The sequence below is a fragment of the Candidatus Zixiibacteriota bacterium genome (genome assembly GCA_017999435.1).
Taxonomy (GTDB): Bacteria; Zixibacteria; MSB-5A5; order GN15; family FEB-12; genus JAGNLV01.
Genome location: JAGNLV010000004.1, coordinates 102,588 through 116,709 on the forward strand (window position 1 = coordinate 102,588; position 14,122 = coordinate 116,709).

The following is a 14,122-nucleotide window of genomic DNA, read 5'->3' on the forward strand; positions in this document are numbered from 1 at the left end:
TCTGCATCCTGCAAGACCCCTGTGGTGTTATCGGCGCGCGCCGCCGGGGGCTTTAGACTCCCCGTCCGGAGCCCCCCCGTCGGCCGCGAGCGCCCGGGCCGAATCCAGCACTTTCTCCACGTAGGCCCGGGTCTCGGCGTAGGGCGGCACGCCGCCGTGCCGCTCGACCGTGCCCGGTCCCGCGTTGTAGGCCGCCAGCGCCAGCTTGAGATCGCCGAAGCGGTCGATCAGCCGGCGCAGGTATTTGGTTCCCGACATGATGTTCTCGCGCGCATCGAACGGCTCTTTCACACCCATGTCCGCGGCGGTGGTATCCATGAGCTGCATCAGTCCTTTCGCGCCGGCCGGCGATACGGCGCGCGGATTCCCGCCCGACTCGGCGGCGATGACCGCGCGGATGAGCGCGGAATCGAGCCGGTTGGCCTCGGCCGCCTCGTCGATCCACCGTCCGAACCGCGCCTGGATGGGATCGGCCGCGTCGGCCGGGGCGCTTTCGGGCATCGGCTCGGCGGGCGGCGCCTGCACCGGCGCGCGCGGCGGCGGCGGGGCAGCGGGCGGCGCCGCGTGATTCGGCCGGGGCGGAAGCGGCGGCGGCCGTTTCGGCGCCAGGGGCGCCGGGTGCGGCTCCCCCCGGTCCAGCGGCAGCCGCGGCCCCTGTATGGCAATCGCCTTGCGCTCCCGGTCGCCGCTCTCCAGCGGCCGGATCGCCGTCGGCACGGGCGTCTGCCCGGAATCCGCGGTCACTGTTTTTTCCAGCGCTCGGCAGAGGATATCCGAGATCGACCCGTGCCCGCCGGTGGCCATGCCGCGCGCGAGCTCCAAATCAAAAAGGTCAGTGTAGGTGTCCTTGCCCAGGCTTCCGCCGAGGGGGAGGTTTTTCGCCAGGGAGCTCTCTCCCACCGTCTGCCGCATCGCTTTGAGCATCTGGTACATGAAGAGGGCCTCGAATTCCTGGGCCGCCTTGCGCAGACGCGCTCTCTCCTGCTCGGGGGTAGCGGCGGGGCCGCGCAGCCGATCGAGGTCGCCGTTCGCGACGACCGGCGCGTCTATGGGTCGCAGGGTTGACATTACAGAATCACCAGCTCCGCGCGGAGCGCCCCGGACTGCTTTAGCGCCTGGAAGATGGCGATGATGTCGCGCGGGGTCGCCCCGATCCGGTTGAGGGCGTTGGCCACGTCCGACAGATACACCGCCGGCTTGAGTTCCACCACCCGCGCTTTCTCATCCTGGACCTGGATCCGCGCGTCGCTCGTCACCACCGTCTCCCCCTGCGAGAAGGGTTCGGGCTGTGAGATCACGGGCGTGCTTTCAATATTGACCGTGATCGACCCGTGGGCGATCGCCACGGCGTCGATCGTCACGTGCTCCCCGGCCACAATGGTCCCCGTCCGCTCGTTGATGACCACCCGCGCCGGGTTGTCCGGCACCACCTGGAGCTGGCCGACGTCGGACAAGAACTCGATCCGCGCCGTCGGGTGCGACAGCGAGTCGGGCACCACCAGTCGCACCGACCCGGCATCGACCGGGTAGGCGAGGAGGCCGTACTTGATGTTGATCCGTTCCGCCACCCGGTGAGCGGTGGTGTAGTCGGGGCTTCGCAGAGAGAGGTAGATTTCACGCTCGGTGGCGTTCTCAGGGGTCGGCGGAGCGGTGACCTTGCCGCCGTTTGGCACCCGCCCCACGAGCGTGTAGTTGTTGTAGAGCTTGTTCGATTCGTCGACCTGAATGTTGAACCCGCCGATCGACACCGGCCCCTGGGCCACCGCCCGCACCGTCCCGTCAAGTCCGCTCAGCGGGGTCATCAGCAGCGTCCCCCCCTGCAGCGATTTCGCGTCCCCGATCGACGACACGGTCACGTCGATCAGCCCGCCCTCCGTCTGGCTGCTCGTGATCCGCCCGGTGACCATGACCGCCGCCACATTCTTGACCTTGACCTTCTCGACGTCCACCGTCATTCCCATCCGCTGCATCATATTGACCAGCGACTGCACGGTGAACTGGGTCCCGGTCCCGTCCCCCGTTCCGTCGAGACCGATCACCAGTCCGTAGCCGATCAGGTCGACCTGCTGTTCGTTGCGGAAGTCGGCGATATCCTTGATGCGGACCTTGTTCGCCTCCGCAGTTGTCGCCCAGGCGAGGAGAATCGCCAGCGCGATCACGAGCCCGGTCGGCGTCGCCAGTCGATGGCACATTGTTCCCACCACGTCCCGCCTCCTAGAAGAGCCAGTTGATGATTCGGGTGAAAATGCCCGGCCGAGTCCCGCTGTTCAGGCTCCCCTTCCCCGTGTAGTGGATCTCGGCGTCGCCGATGAGGTACGAATCCACCGTGTTCTGCGGGGTGACGTCCTTCTGGCGCACCACCCCGGCGAGGTGGAGCGTCTCACGCTCGCCGTTGATCCCGATCGTCCGCGATCCTTCGATCACGAGGTCGCCGTTGGCGCGCACCTCGACCACCGTCACCGACATGCGCGCTCGGAGACTCCCGTTGCGCGAGTTCGATCCCTTGCCGTCGAAGGTGCTCTCGTTTTTCGCGTCCGCCCCGAACAGCTTGATGAAGTCGAGGCTCCCGACCCCCGGTCCCCCCGAGGTCGAGGCTTCCGTGCTCTTCTCGGTTTTGGTCTGGGCGTTCTGCTGCGCCGTGTTGTTCTCGTAGATGAGCACGGTGAGCAGGTCCCCGACCCGGTTGGCCTTTACGTCCGTGAACAGCGAACGGCTCTGTCCGAAATCCTGCCCCTTGAGCTTCAGCGAGTACGGAAGCAGCAGCAGGATCAACAGGATGATGAGCGCTTTGAGCAGTTTCATCGCTCCGCCTTCCTATGGCTCCACGGTCACCGCGCCGGCGTCGGCGACGCGGGCCGTGATGACTTTGCCCGATGAATCGTTTCTCACCTTGATGGCCTCCCCGACCCGCCCCGCCTGCAGCGCCGTCCCGCGGGTGGCGATCCGGCACTGACCGTCGCGGTACACGATCTCCACCGTGCGCCCCGATTCGACGTCCGGCGGGATCTCCACGCAGGCCGTCGTCAGCACCGTCCCCTTCCGGATCATGCGGGCCGCCCGCATCCCGGCCAGTTCGCCGACCGCGGTGAGCGGCTTTTCGTACATCGTCGTCACGTCGACCCGCCGCACCTCGACCTGCTCCGGGGCGATCGGCGCGCGCATGTCGATGCGGTCGGCCGCCACCAGGACCTGGGCGAATTTCGTGATGCGAAAGCGGATCATCGCGCTCTCGACCGGCGCCCCGCCCTGCTCCACGGTCGCCTCCGCCGTAAACAGCCCGAGCGGCTCTTTGGCCGAGAGCGGCCGCAGGGTCAGTCGGGACGGCTCGGCGGCCGCGCCCGGCGCGGTCGCGGGGATGGTCCCGACCTCCGTCGTGTGGAGCCGGTTGAGGTCCACGTCGATCGCATACATCGTCGTGTCGAGCCCGTACATGCGCACCAGTTCATCGATCGCCGCCTGCGTGACCGGAACGGCCCCGCCGGCAGCCGCGAACGCGAGAAAGAGCAGGATCAGGATGATTTTCCGTATCAGCTCGGTCATGGCCGCTACCTCTTGAGGTTGTTCGCGATCTGCGCCATGTCGTCGGCGGTCTGAATCGCCTTCGAGTTCATCTCGTAGGCCCGCTGGGCGACGATCATGTTGACCATTTCATCGACCACTTTCACGTTCGACATCTCGAGATACCCCTGGTCGATCTGGCCCAGCCCGCTCTGCGTCGGCACGTCGGTCAGGGCGTCCCCCGAGGCCCGCGTGGGCGTGAGCAGGTTGCGCCCGACCGCGAGCAGTCCGGCCGGGTTGACGAACCGCGCCAGTTCGATCTGGCCGATCTCCACCGGATCGCTCTGCCCCGCCACCATGACTTCGATCGTCCCGTCGGTGCCCACCGCCAGCGCCGTCGCATCCTGCGGGATCGACACCTGCGGCAGCAGGAAGTATCCGTCGGAAGTGACTATCTGGCCGTCGCCCGAAATCTTGAAGGCCCCGTCGCGCGTGTAGGCCGTGGTCCCGTCCGGCATCTGCACCTGGAAGAACCCGTCGCCGTCGATCGCCAGGTCGAGCGGATTTCCTGTCGGGGTCAGGTTCCCCTCCGCGTACTGCCGGACGGTCGCCGAGGCGCGCGTGCCGTACCCGATCGCCAGCCCCGTGGGCACCTCGGTGCCGATCGCGGTCGCCGTCCCGGCCCGCCGGAGATTCTGGTAGAGCACGTCCTGGAATTCGATTTTCGCCTGCTTGAAACCCGTGGTATTCACGTTCGCCAGGTTGTTGGCGATGTTGTCGACATTCATCTGCTGGGCGACCATTCCGGTCGCCGCCGTCCGCATCGCTTTGATCATCTCATATCTCCTGTCTCACGCGTGCATCAATCTTCTCGCCGGATCCGGCCGCCGGCGCAAACGGGGTGATCGGCCGCTTATCCATCGCCGCCCACCCGCCGGAAGAGGTTGTCCAGGCTCTGGTCCTGGGTCGTCACCGCCCGCGCGTTGGCCTCGTATTCGCGGAAGGCCACGATCATGTCGATCATCTCGCGGACTATATCCACGTTTGATTCTTCGACGTACCCCTGGCGGATCTCAGCGTGTTCCACCGGGATCAGCTCCGTCCCCTCCGGGACGGCGAAGAGCGAGGCCCCGATTTTCTCGAGCGCCCCCACATCGGCCGTGGTCACCGGTCGGACCTGCCCGACCGCGCTCCCGTCCACCTCAATCTGCCCCGCCGCGGTCACGGTGAGCTTTCCGTTGCCGACCTCCACCGGCCCCCCTTCGGCCAGCAGCGTCGAGCCGTCGGCCAGCGCCATCAACCCGTCGCGGTTGATCGAAAACGCGCCCGACCGCGTGAGCGCGGTGCGGCCATCGGGGAGCTGCACGGTGAAGAACCCGTCCCCGTCGATCGCCAGGTCGAGCGGATTGTCCGTCCGGCTGAACGAGCCCCCTTCGAAATTCGTGTACACCTCGTCCACCATCGGCTGCTCCCAGTCCGATTTGACGGGCACGAGTTTTCGCTGGGCGCGGGAGAGTTCTTTGGTGAACACCGCGTCTTTCTTGAATCCCGCGGTGTTGGCGTTCGCGACGTTGTTCGCGATGGTCTCCTGCCGCTTGATGGCGGGCAGCATCCCGGAGGCTGATCTGAAGAGTCCTTTGATCATAGTATTTCTCCGGGGATTCCTAAAGCAGGAGGCGTGCCACAACCGGCTCTCGCCCATAAGGTCTTGCTCAGTAACAACTTGGAGAGGCCCCCGAAACCGCGGGCGGACTGCCTTCGGGAAAGAAATTCAGATCCGGTACGGACGATTTTTCCCTCTCCCTGCGGGAATACCGGATCCGGGTGGCCCTGGGCGCCGATCCAGCACGGTGACACGTCAACGCGCAGGTCGGACGCAGCGCAGCCTCGGGCCGCATTTCGGCGACGCGCTCCCAATCACGCCGGTCGATGCGTGGTCGAGGCCAGAGCGAACTACGCATCCAGTGACCATTACGTTCCGTTCTCCCTCACCCGAGTGCAGCCGGTGGTGAGCGGGACAAAGAAGTTCTACCTGACCACGATGACCGACAATACTTCCGACGAGTTCGAGATTCGGAATCTCCGCCTGACGGCGATGTTCTTCCCAACCGCATACGGTAGTGTGGAGGCCACCGGGTCGTCCGCTGACACTCCGGAGCACTCGGAGCTATATGACGCCCGGGGCGCGGTTGAAGCGGAGCGGGCGGCCGAGCTGGAGGCACAACGCAGGTTGATCGAGGCGAAAGTCCAGGGGTCGGCCCGGAACAAATCGGACAAGTAGAATGAAGTAGACGCTACTTGATGCGGCAGTCATCCGCGGCCCAGGACGACCCGACTTCTGGTGGACGGCGGTCGATTTGACCGGCGCTTACCGATACGCGGCTCTTGGCGGCCGCCCATGCATACGCCTTTCCCTGGCTCCAACGCGCGTACGGGCGGGGTCTGCCTCTGCCCCGACGCAAGGGAACCGGACATGCGACTCTCGTGAGAGAGAACCGGCCCACAGATTATCCGAGTGACGATGACATTCCTTAGGCGCCGCTTCCGTCTTGGGCTCGCCCCCCTGCCCTATGCTTCCCCATGCCTCCTTTGGCAGGTTCCAGCTCATCAATCCCCCCCGCACCACCTGGTCTGCTGCCGACACCGTCGAATTCCGCTTGCCCCCCATTTTGACAACTGCGTAATTGACCGCGAAACTAGGCGCCTGCGCTGACACGGAAATACCTGTTCTCCCGCGTCAGCCTCCCGGGCGCCTCCGGTTCGATTGGGATCCTGCAGTCTGAAAGGAGCTCTCCATGCTCAACATTCTCTGGTACATTATCGTCGGCTTCCTGGCCGGCCTCGTCGCGCGGGCGATCCTGCCCGGCGCCGACCACATGGGCTTCTTCGCCACTACAGCCGTGGGTATTGTCGGAGGCATCCTCGGCGGTCTCATCGGCGACCGCTTCAGCAAAACCCCGAGTGCGGCCAAATTCCGTCCCGCCGGCTTTATCATGTCCGTCATCGGCGCCGTCATCTTGCTCATTGTCCTCCGGCTCCTCCGCTGACACCCGACAGAGCCTCGCCGCGCGGGAGTCCCTCGGCTCCCGCGGCTTCCCGGAGGCGAGGGTATCCCGGCGCGGTCTCCGTCTCCTGCGTCAAACTAACAAAGCAACGGTCCCCCAAAACGCCGCAGGCCCCCCGGGAGGAGCGCGGCGCCGGAGAGCCTGCGGGTGCGATAGAATCGCGCTATCGGTTATGATCGTCGTGCCTCATTTCGCCGCCGCCACCGGCTGGGCGCCCACTGCGTCCGCCGAATCGACCAGCGCCCCGGCCGGGAGCGGCTCGGAGAACTGCGGCGCCGCCTCGGCCAACACCGGGATCGTCTCCGCCCGGATCAACGTCGACACCACCGGGCCCGCTTTCAGAAGCACTCCCTCCCGCTCGGTCGCCACGATCAGCTTGCGGCCGAATGTCCGCACAAGGGTGGCGGCGCGGTCCTCGAGCCTCGCCACCGGCGCCACATCGTAGTTGAACCACGACGCTACTCCCGCCGGTGTCCCGAGGTAAACGACCCACCCCGAGGCGTCGATCGACCTGATCCGATTCGACGGCAGCCCGTCGTCAGTCGTCACCGTCTCCCACCGCCCGCCATCGTAAACATAGAGCGCCTCGTCGGTGCCGACAAAGAGGTGGCCGTGGGCGAAGGCGAGGGCGTTGATGAAGTCGAACACCGCCGTGTCGCGAAGCAGATAGCGGCGCTGGAACTCCGCCCCATCCCAACGATAGAGCCCCTGTCCGCCGGTCCCCACCCACAGTTCATCGCTATCCCCCGCCATAGCGGTCACGTCGATTCCTTCGAAGAGCGCCTCATCGCCGAAAATCGAAGACGCGAAGAGCCCCGTGCTCGTCCCGATCATGAGCCGGTACTCGTGCCCGGTCAGGGCGCGAATGGTCCCGTCGAACGCCGCCGCCGCCGGTTCGAGCCCGGTCTCCCCCAACTCGTAGAGTGCGGTTCCGCCCGCATAGATCTTCCCGTTGTGCTCCGTCACGGCGTACAGCCCTTCGGCCGCGCTCACCCGCCGCTCGCTTTTGGTTTTGAGATCGGTGATAATCAGCTCGTTTCCGGCCACCGCGTAGAGGGTCGAATCGACGCGGATCATGTCGGCGATCGGAAACCCCTTTTCCCCGGTCACCGCGGGCCGGCTGGCCCCGAGCAGTTCGGCTCCCGCAATGGTGGAGGGCATGGCACCGGCCTCAGCCGCCGGCGCCGCCTGGTTCGGCTTCTCCGCTTTGCCGTCGCCAGAGCAGCCAGTAAGAGTGAACACCGCGACAGCCATCGCTATCGCCATCATTTCAAGAATCCTTTTCGTTTTCATCACTACCTCCAGAAATTCGAGGGTTCGGTTCATGTCGAGTTCCCTCATCTCAAGCGATATGCCAAATTGACTAACATATTGTCAATCAATAGCATACGTGGAATTCCCCGTGGTCGATGCCACCCCTGGTCTGTGTCTCTCATGACACAATTGTTGCGCGAGCAGTCGGTTGCCGATATAATTCAACAGGTTATCGCGTGTCATGCGTGACACACATATCCGGCAGGCCTTCTCACGTGTATACAGGGCATGAGGTCTCAGGTGACTCGTTGCTCATGGATCTTCGCGCTTCCGCTCCTCCTGGCGGCCGTCTGCGCAGCGCAGCCGGGCGACAGCCTGTGGATCGAGAGTCGCCCTCTGCAGGTCAAGTTGGACCGCCTCTACCTCGATTGCGGACTGGAGGCGCGTGTGTTCCCCGACTGCCGGTTTGTCGTGCATCGCGGTCCCGATTCGCTCTACAGCGGATGCATCGAATCCTCCTACCCCGGGGTGGCGGTCAGCTCCCCGGTCGGCGGCTTCTTCGACACTCTCCGCCTGGCCGATCTCCGCGTGTGGCTGGAGCGTGCCCCTTATGACACGCTGGCCCCGATCGTGCTCGGCCAGGTCGGCTTGCTCCCGGCGCCCCTGGCCGGCGTCGGCGACTCGACCGCCGGAGGCCGCGTCGTGTTCCGGCCGTATGCTTCGCATTTTGAGGCTTCGCTGGCATTCGAGGATCAGGTGATCGACGGGTTCTTCTCGTACCGCCGGTACACGGCGGGCGGAGAAGATGTCGCCTCAGTCAGTCGGCCCGCTCCCTTCTTCGTCGCCCTCGTTCCCAACCCGGCGCGGGCGATTGCCCAGCGTGGTTTTCTGTCCACGTCGCTCTACTATCGGCTCGATCCGCAGCGGCTGGCGATGATATTCGAGGGGGATGAGCTCCGCGCGTTCAACCGCTGCGGGGTGGGTGGCGACACGGCCGCGCGTCCCTACCCGTACGCGCCCGGCCCGGGCCGCGCGCTGCTGAACAACCTGCGCGGTCCCTCCCGCTCGGTCGTCATCGCCGTGGAGCACCCGATGTTCGAGCCGGCCGCCGGCTACTTCGCGGACATCCTGTCGCGCGATCGTTTCCGCCCCACCGTGACCTCCACGCTCGCCGGAGCCGACCTTCGCCTGGTCGCGGTTCCGCTCGGTGAGAGCGAGGCGGATGGTCTGCGCTGCTTGAGCGGCCTGCTCGCCCTCGATACTCTGGCCGGCTCGGCGGCGGCGCAGTCGCTGCAGGCTGTCAGCAGTTGCCTCGATTCGGCGGCCCTGGCGGCGGAGCCGGCGGCGGCGCTGCGGTACGTGCAACTGGCCGAGAGCGTCCTGCGCGACGACCTCGGGGTATTCCCGCTGTTTCGCCCCACCCTGTATTTCACGGCCCGCCGGAGCCTGCTCGGCGAGGTGTTCGACCGCCGGGGCGGTATCGACGTATCCGGTCTGGCCCGCGTCCGAATTCCGCAGAACCGGAAGGACTGCCGGCCATGACTTTCACGGGCCGCATCCGCTTGTACCTGATCCTCGTGGCCGTGGTGCCGACGGTCCTGGTGGTGTCGGTCATCTACCTGCTCGGGATGCGCCAGGCTGCGGCGGCCGAGCGGCGGTCGGCGCAGCACAGCCTTGACCGGTTCGCGCAGTACCAGCGGGCGGTGGCCGATGAATTGCGGCAGGCGGTGATCGCCGCCGCCGCCACGCCCTCGGCCGCGCGCGCCCTGCTTCTGCTCAAAGCCGGCCGGGCATCGGATGTCCGTTTCGACGCCGTACCGGCGGGGCTGGACTTCTTCGAAATTGCCGATTCCTCCCTGCTCGTGCAGGCCAGCGCCCGCCGCCCGGGGCTCATCGGGGAGAGGCTCCCGTCCCTGGACAGCCTGGCGGCGGACTCGGCGCCGCTGGCGTCCGTGGAGTATGACCTGAACGGCCCCCACGCCGCGCTGGCGTGGAGACTTCCGGCCGAAAGCGCCTATGTCGTCTATGCCGGCCGCTATCTCGACAGCCAGTACACCGGGACGGTGGCGCGCCTGATCGGAGCCGACGTGCGCATTGTGCTGGCCGGCGACACCGGCGGCGGGTTGTCGGGCATGGACCCCGGCCGTCTCTACGCCGAACGGGATTCGCTGGTCGCGGTGCTCGCCGGCGGCGATGCAGCCGGCTGGTTCCTCGCCGCTTCCTTCCGGTCCGGCCCCGAGCAGCGCGTTTTTGGCAACCTCCTGGTTGTGAGCGGGCTGGTCGCGCTCGGATCGGTGCTGGCGGCCGTGGCGCTCGGCCTGTATATCAGCGGGCGCGCCCAGCGGGAATTCGACAACCTCCTCACGGCGACCGCCCGCGTCTCGGGCGGTGACCTCAGCACGCCCGTCATGGCCTACGAGGAAGGGGAGTTCGCCCAACTGGCGGATTCTTTCACGGCCATGACCTTCCGCCTCCGAGACGCCCAGCGGCGGCTGGCCACGACTGAGAAGATCGCGGCCTGGCAGGCCGTCGGCCGCAAGATCGCCCATGAGGTCAAGAACCCCCTCACCCCGATCGTGATCAGCACCGACGATCTCCGCCGTTCGTTCCAGGAACAGCTCCCGGATTTCCCCAGGATCCTCGAAGAGACGACGGCGACGATCAAGTCCGAGGTGGAGCGCCTCACCCGCCTGCTCGATGAATTCGTGGGCTTCGCACGGATGGGACCGCCGGTCATCCGGGATGTGGCCCCGGCGAGACTCCTGGAACCGCTGGCCGCGCTCTACCGCGGCGAGACGGGCACTGGCCGTCTGACGTTGTCGAACAGGAGCGCGCGGCGGAGCGTCCGCCTCGACCCGGAGATGATGCACCAGGTGCTGGTCAACCTGGTGAAGAACGGTCTTGAAGCCTCGCCCGAGAGCCGGGTGGCGGTTGCGCTGGGGGACGAGCCCGGGGCGCTCGTGATTACGGTAGCCGATACCGGCCCCGGTTTCGCCCGCGACCTGCTCGAGCGCGGTCTGGAACCGCGGGTTTCAACGAAGAAGGGCGGCAGCGGGCTCGGGCTGGTCATTTGCCAGCGAATTGTCCACGACCACGGCGGCGCGATCGATCTGCAGAACCGCGCCGACGGCGGCGCACTGGTCACCCTCAGACTGCCGGTGGAACATGGCTAAGATCCTGATTGTCGACGACGAGGAGAGCATCCGCAGTTCGCTGAAGGCGGCGCTCGAGCGCCGCGGCCACGAGGTTGTCACGGCCGAATCGTACGCGCGCGGCGAGACTTTCATGTCCGGACGTTTCGATCTCATTTTTCTCGACGTGCTGCTCGGCGACGGCAACGGCATCGACCTGCTGAAGGCGGCGCTCGAGAAGAATCCCCGGCACATCATCGTGATGTTCTCCGGCCACGCCGACATCGACATGGCGGTCCGGGCCACGCGCGCCGGGGCCTACGATTTCATCGAGAAACCCCTGTCTCTGGACCGCGTGCTCGTCACGGTCGACAATGCGGTGCGGACCCGGCGGCTACAGGCCGAGGCCGACCGCCTCGCCCTGCGCGCCTACGGGGAGTTCGTCGGCGAGTCGCCGGAGATACTCAAACTGAAGTCCGACATTTTGCGGGCGGCCCCGAAAGCGGCGCGCTTTCTCATCCTCGGCGAGAACGGCACCGGCAAGGAGCTTGTCGCCAACATGATTCATCGCGCCAGCGGCCGGAGCAACGGACCGTTTGTCGCCGTCAACTGCGCCGCTCTGCCATCGGAATTGGTCGAGTCCGAGCTTTTCGGGCATGTGCGGGGCGCTTTCACCGGCGCCCGCGCCGACCGCCGGGGAAGATTCGTCGAGGCCGACCAGGGGTCGATTTTCCTCGACGAGATCAGCGAAATGCCGGCCGGCGCCCAGGCGAAAATTCTCCGCGTCATCGAGACGCGCGAAGTGACCCCGGTCGGGGCAAGCAGAACGTACTCGGTCGACTGCACGATCATCGCCGCCTCCAACCGCGACCTGGAGACGATGGCGGCCGACGGCTCGCTGCGGCAGGATTTGCTCTATCGCCTGAACGTCGTGACTTTCCACCTCCCCCCCCTGCGGGAGCGGACCCAGGACATCCCTTTGCTCGCCGATCACTTCCTGGCCCGCTTTGCCGGCGAAACCGGCTCGGTCCCGAAACGTCTCGAGCGCGACAGCCTGAAGCTGCTGTGCGCTTACTCCTTCCCAGGCAACATCAGAGAACTCAAGAACCTGATGGAGCGGGTCAACATCTACTGTGAGCGGAGTGTCGTGACTGTGGCCGACCTGAAGCCGCTCCTGCCGGCGGCCGCGCGCGGCGGTCGCCGGTCGCTGAAAGAGGCGATGGCGGAGTTCGAGCGCGAGTATCTCGAGGCCGCAATCGCGCGCCACGGCGGCAACATGACCGAGGCCGCCCGCGAGCTCGGCATCGAACGCTCCCTGCTGTACAAGAAGCTGCGCCGCCTGGAGGAGGGCTAACCGCCTCCGCCCTCGGGCGCGGCGCGCCGCCTGGCCGCCCCGCCCGCAAAAAAAAGCGCGGCCCTGCCGGACCGCGCCCTTCACTTTGTCCCTGCCGACCCGACCTACTTCATCAAGATCATCTTTCGGGTCACGACCGTCTCCCCCGCCGACAACCGGTAGAGGTACACGCCGCTGGCCACGGCACTGCCGGTGCCGTCGGTTCCGTTCCACTCGACCGAGTGAACGCCGGCATCGAAAGGCCCGTTGGCCAGCGTCCGCACGAGCCGCCCCTGGACATCGTACACGCGCAGGGTGACCGGCCCGGCCTGGGGAAGGGCGAAGGTGATCTGGGTTGACGGGTTGAAGGGATTGGGATGGTTGGCGAGTGCGAAATCGGCCGGGGCCTGCACCTTTCCGGTCGGGCCGCCCCCGCTATTGCCCTCCGGCCTCCCGCCGCGCTGCACGCGCACACAATCGACGCCGCTAAGAGGAGTGCCGTCAAGCAGCGATCCGGTCAGGACGAGCGGTGCGTAATCGCCATCGGCGGCAAACGAGACGGCCGGGGCGACCTCTGCGCGATAGAACTTGAGGGTCAGATCCATGTACCCGTCGGGGCCGTACTCGTGGCACGCGCAGGTGTCGTATGGATCGGCTTTCGGCCGGCCGACATCTTCGTAACTCCAGCGGACAACTTCGGCGCCGCCCAGCGCGAGCGTCGGCGGGTTGATCGTGCGGACGTCGAAATCCGGCGCGCCGAGAACGGCGGCCGGCAGCACGGCCTTGCCGTTGTCCGACGGTCCGACGAGATTGAGCGGGTTCGGACACGACCCGGGTTTGATGTCGAGGGAAACCTCCCGGTATGCCGGCGGGGCCGTGAGGAATCGGCAGACGGCGAAGCTCTCCCCGTTCGCCGTCCAGATCACGGGGGGCGCAGCCGCAACGGGCACGCCGTTGACCACAAAGCGCAGCGTATCCCCCGGTTCCGCGCCTTCATCCTCGGCCGAATAGGCGTCATCCCGGTAGACGGGAGCGAACCCGTACATGCCGTCGGCATGGACAATTGCCGCGCCGCAGCACATGTTGTCCGGGTCGTAGACGAAGATCGTGTCGCCCGGCGCCAGCGGCGCGCCGTCGAGCGTGGGCTCGCCGCAGTATATGTCAATCCACTCGTAGGTGGGCGTCACGGGCAGGGTGTCGCCCGCCCCCGGCAAGACGGTGACAGTCGGCACGCTCCCTCTTCCGGGCGTGCCGGCCGCCGGGGCGGCGGCCGCGACGAGTGCGCTCACCATGACGACCGCAATTAAACGAAACATTCCGAGCCTCCACACATAGGTCGACTGCACACCACGCATCTGCTTGTTTACGCGAGTCGTAGATCGCGGCAGGACCCTAATGAACCCGCGCTCCACCGCCGCCAGGGCGGGGGCGCCATGCAGTATGGGGCAAGGATAGGCAGATTTCGGCAAATCCGCAAGAGGGATTGCGCGCCGACCGGGGGCGCGGGGCTCCCCGAATTCGTCAGGACAGATCCTGGCAGCGGCGCTCTCCCCGGTCACGGGGAAGGGTCTTACTTGTCCAGACCGGCGTAGACCGCCCGGGTCCTGTCGATCAGGCGGTCCATCGCCTCGTGGAATGCCGCCTCGTCGGAGTATTCGCCGTTGCACTTCCGGTACAGCGGGCAATCGGTCTTGTACCCGAAGCACTTAAGCTCATCCGCGAGGTAGCAGGCCCGGATGTAAGTACACCGGAATACTGTCCTGGGGGTCATTTCCTCCGGCATATCCCCTGTATCGGCGGGCGGGGTGAGGTTTGTGAGACGCTCCCCGTATTCCGGGGTG

The 14,122-nt window shown here is 66.4% G+C and carries 14 protein-coding genes; 5 read left to right on the forward strand and 9 right to left on the reverse strand.

Translation table 11 applies throughout. The features are described from left to right. Positions 1-27: 27 nt before the first annotated feature. The 6 genes from KA261_10815 to KA261_10840 all read right to left on the reverse strand — a co-directional run bounded on the left by KA261_10815 (position 28) and on the right by KA261_10840 (position 5,143). Complete coding sequence (locus KA261_10815; GenBank protein MBP7698289.1) at positions 28-501, reverse strand: lytic transglycosylase domain-containing protein; 474 nt, start codon at positions 499-501, stop codon at positions 28-30. A 566-nt stretch (positions 502-1,067) separates the two neighbouring features. After that, positions 1,068-2,192 carry a flagellar basal body P-ring protein FlgI gene (locus KA261_10820; protein MBP7698290.1) on the reverse strand — a complete coding sequence of 375 codons (1,125 nt, stop codon included), beginning with the start codon at positions 2,190-2,192 and terminating at the stop codon, positions 1,068-1,070. 22 nt (positions 2,193-2,214) lie between these two features. Next, complete coding sequence (locus KA261_10825) at positions 2,215-2,802, reverse strand: flagellar basal body L-ring protein FlgH (GenBank protein ID MBP7698291.1); 588 nt, start codon at positions 2,800-2,802, stop codon at positions 2,215-2,217. 12 nt (positions 2,803-2,814) lie between these two features. Beyond that, positions 2,815-3,540 (reverse strand): flagellar basal body P-ring formation protein FlgA, encoded by a 726-nt coding sequence (gene flgA / locus KA261_10830; GenBank protein ID MBP7698292.1) that lies wholly within the window; start codon positions 3,538-3,540, stop codon positions 2,815-2,817. Between the two features lie 5 nt (positions 3,541-3,545). Continuing rightward, the gene (flgG, locus tag KA261_10835; GenBank protein MBP7698293.1) at positions 3,546-4,334 is read right to left on the reverse strand and encodes a flagellar basal-body rod protein FlgG; all 789 of its coding nucleotides are present in this window, start codon (positions 4,332-4,334) and stop codon (positions 3,546-3,548) included. A 77-nt stretch (positions 4,335-4,411) separates the two neighbouring features. Further along, entirely contained in the window at positions 4,412-5,143 is a 732-nt protein-coding gene (locus tag KA261_10840; GenBank protein ID MBP7698294.1) for a flagellar hook-basal body protein, read from the reverse strand. 360 nt (positions 5,144-5,503) lie between these two features. Between KA261_10840 and KA261_10845 the strand changes: the two genes are divergently transcribed. Both KA261_10845 and KA261_10850 read left to right on the forward strand, forming a co-directional pair. Then, the gene (locus tag KA261_10845; protein MBP7698295.1) at positions 5,504-5,779 is read left to right on the forward strand and encodes a hypothetical protein; all 276 of its coding nucleotides are present in this window, start codon (positions 5,504-5,506) and stop codon (positions 5,777-5,779) included. A 514-nt stretch (positions 5,780-6,293) separates the two neighbouring features. Further along, entirely contained in the window at positions 6,294-6,545 is a 252-nt protein-coding gene (locus KA261_10850) for a GlsB/YeaQ/YmgE family stress response membrane protein (protein ID MBP7698296.1), read from the forward strand. Between the two features lie 204 nt (positions 6,546-6,749). On the opposite strand, the gene KA261_10855 is transcribed toward KA261_10850, so the two are convergent. Beyond that, the gene (locus KA261_10855) at positions 6,750-7,856 is read right to left on the reverse strand and encodes a hypothetical protein (protein ID MBP7698297.1); all 1,107 of its coding nucleotides are present in this window, start codon (positions 7,854-7,856) and stop codon (positions 6,750-6,752) included. A gap of 261 nt (positions 7,857-8,117) precedes the next feature. On the opposite strand from KA261_10855, the gene KA261_10860 reads away from it, so the two are divergent. From KA261_10860 to KA261_10870, 3 genes are read left to right on the forward strand one after another with little or no spacing between them, the layout of a single operon-like run. Then, a complete protein-coding gene (locus KA261_10860; GenBank protein MBP7698298.1) occupies positions 8,118-9,359 on the forward strand; it encodes a hypothetical protein in 1,242 nt (413 codons plus the stop codon). Further along, positions 9,356-10,990, forward strand: a complete 1,635-nt coding sequence (locus KA261_10865) for an ATP-binding protein (protein ID MBP7698299.1) — start codon at positions 9,356-9,358, stop codon at positions 10,988-10,990. Before KA261_10860 ends, KA261_10865 begins: the two co-directional genes overlap by 4 nt. Beyond that, positions 10,983-12,302 carry a sigma-54-dependent Fis family transcriptional regulator gene (locus tag KA261_10870; GenBank protein ID MBP7698300.1) on the forward strand — a complete coding sequence of 440 codons (1,320 nt, stop codon included), beginning with the start codon at positions 10,983-10,985 and terminating at the stop codon, positions 12,300-12,302. Before KA261_10865 ends, KA261_10870 begins: the two co-directional genes overlap by 8 nt. A 104-nt stretch (positions 12,303-12,406) precedes the next feature. Here the strand turns inward: KA261_10870 and KA261_10875 are convergent, their stop codons facing one another. Further along, positions 12,407-13,597, reverse strand: a complete 1,191-nt coding sequence (locus KA261_10875) for a T9SS type A sorting domain-containing protein (GenBank protein MBP7698301.1) — start codon at positions 13,595-13,597, stop codon at positions 12,407-12,409. Positions 13,598-13,851: 254 nt separating this feature from the next. Continuing rightward, on the reverse strand, positions 13,852-14,052 hold the full coding sequence (locus KA261_10880) for a hypothetical protein (GenBank protein MBP7698302.1): 201 nt from the start codon (positions 14,050-14,052) through the stop codon (positions 13,852-13,854). Between the last annotated feature and the right edge of the window lie 70 nt (positions 14,053-14,122).

Excerpts from the sequence above, each read along its gene's own strand:
- KA261_10875 (MBP7698301.1), bottom strand. The coding sequence starts at position 13,597 with ATGTTTCGTTTAATTGCGGTCGTCATGGTGAGCGCACTCGTCGCGGCC.
- KA261_10880 (MBP7698302.1), bottom strand. The coding sequence starts at position 14,052 with ATGACCCCCAGGACAGTATTCCGGTGTACTTACATCCGGGCCTGCTAC.
- flgG (MBP7698293.1), bottom strand. The coding sequence starts at position 4,334 with ATGATCAAAGCGATGCGGACGGCGGCGACCGGAATGGTCGCCCAGCAG.
- KA261_10850 (MBP7698296.1), top strand. The coding sequence starts at position 6,294 with ATGCTCAACATTCTCTGGTACATTATCGTCGGCTTCCTGGCCGGCCTC.
- flgA (MBP7698292.1), bottom strand. The coding sequence starts at position 3,540 with ATGACCGAGCTGATACGGAAAATCATCCTGATCCTGCTCTTTCTCGCG.
- KA261_10840 (MBP7698294.1), bottom strand. The coding sequence starts at position 5,143 with ATGATCAAAGGACTCTTCAGATCAGCCTCCGGGATGCTGCCCGCCATC.
- KA261_10855 (MBP7698297.1), bottom strand. The coding sequence starts at position 7,856 with ATGAAAACGAAAAGGATTCTTGAAATGATGGCGATAGCGATGGCTGTC.
- KA261_10870 (MBP7698300.1), top strand. The coding sequence starts at position 10,983 with ATGGCTAAGATCCTGATTGTCGACGACGAGGAGAGCATCCGCAGTTCG.
- KA261_10815 (MBP7698289.1), bottom strand. The coding sequence starts at position 501 with ATGCCCGAAAGCGCCCCGGCCGACGCGGCCGATCCCATCCAGGCGCGG.
- KA261_10865 (MBP7698299.1), top strand. The coding sequence starts at position 9,356 with ATGACTTTCACGGGCCGCATCCGCTTGTACCTGATCCTCGTGGCCGTG.
- KA261_10825 (MBP7698291.1), bottom strand. The coding sequence starts at position 2,802 with ATGAAACTGCTCAAAGCGCTCATCATCCTGTTGATCCTGCTGCTGCTT.
- KA261_10820 (MBP7698290.1), bottom strand. The coding sequence starts at position 2,192 with ATGTGCCATCGACTGGCGACGCCGACCGGGCTCGTGATCGCGCTGGCG.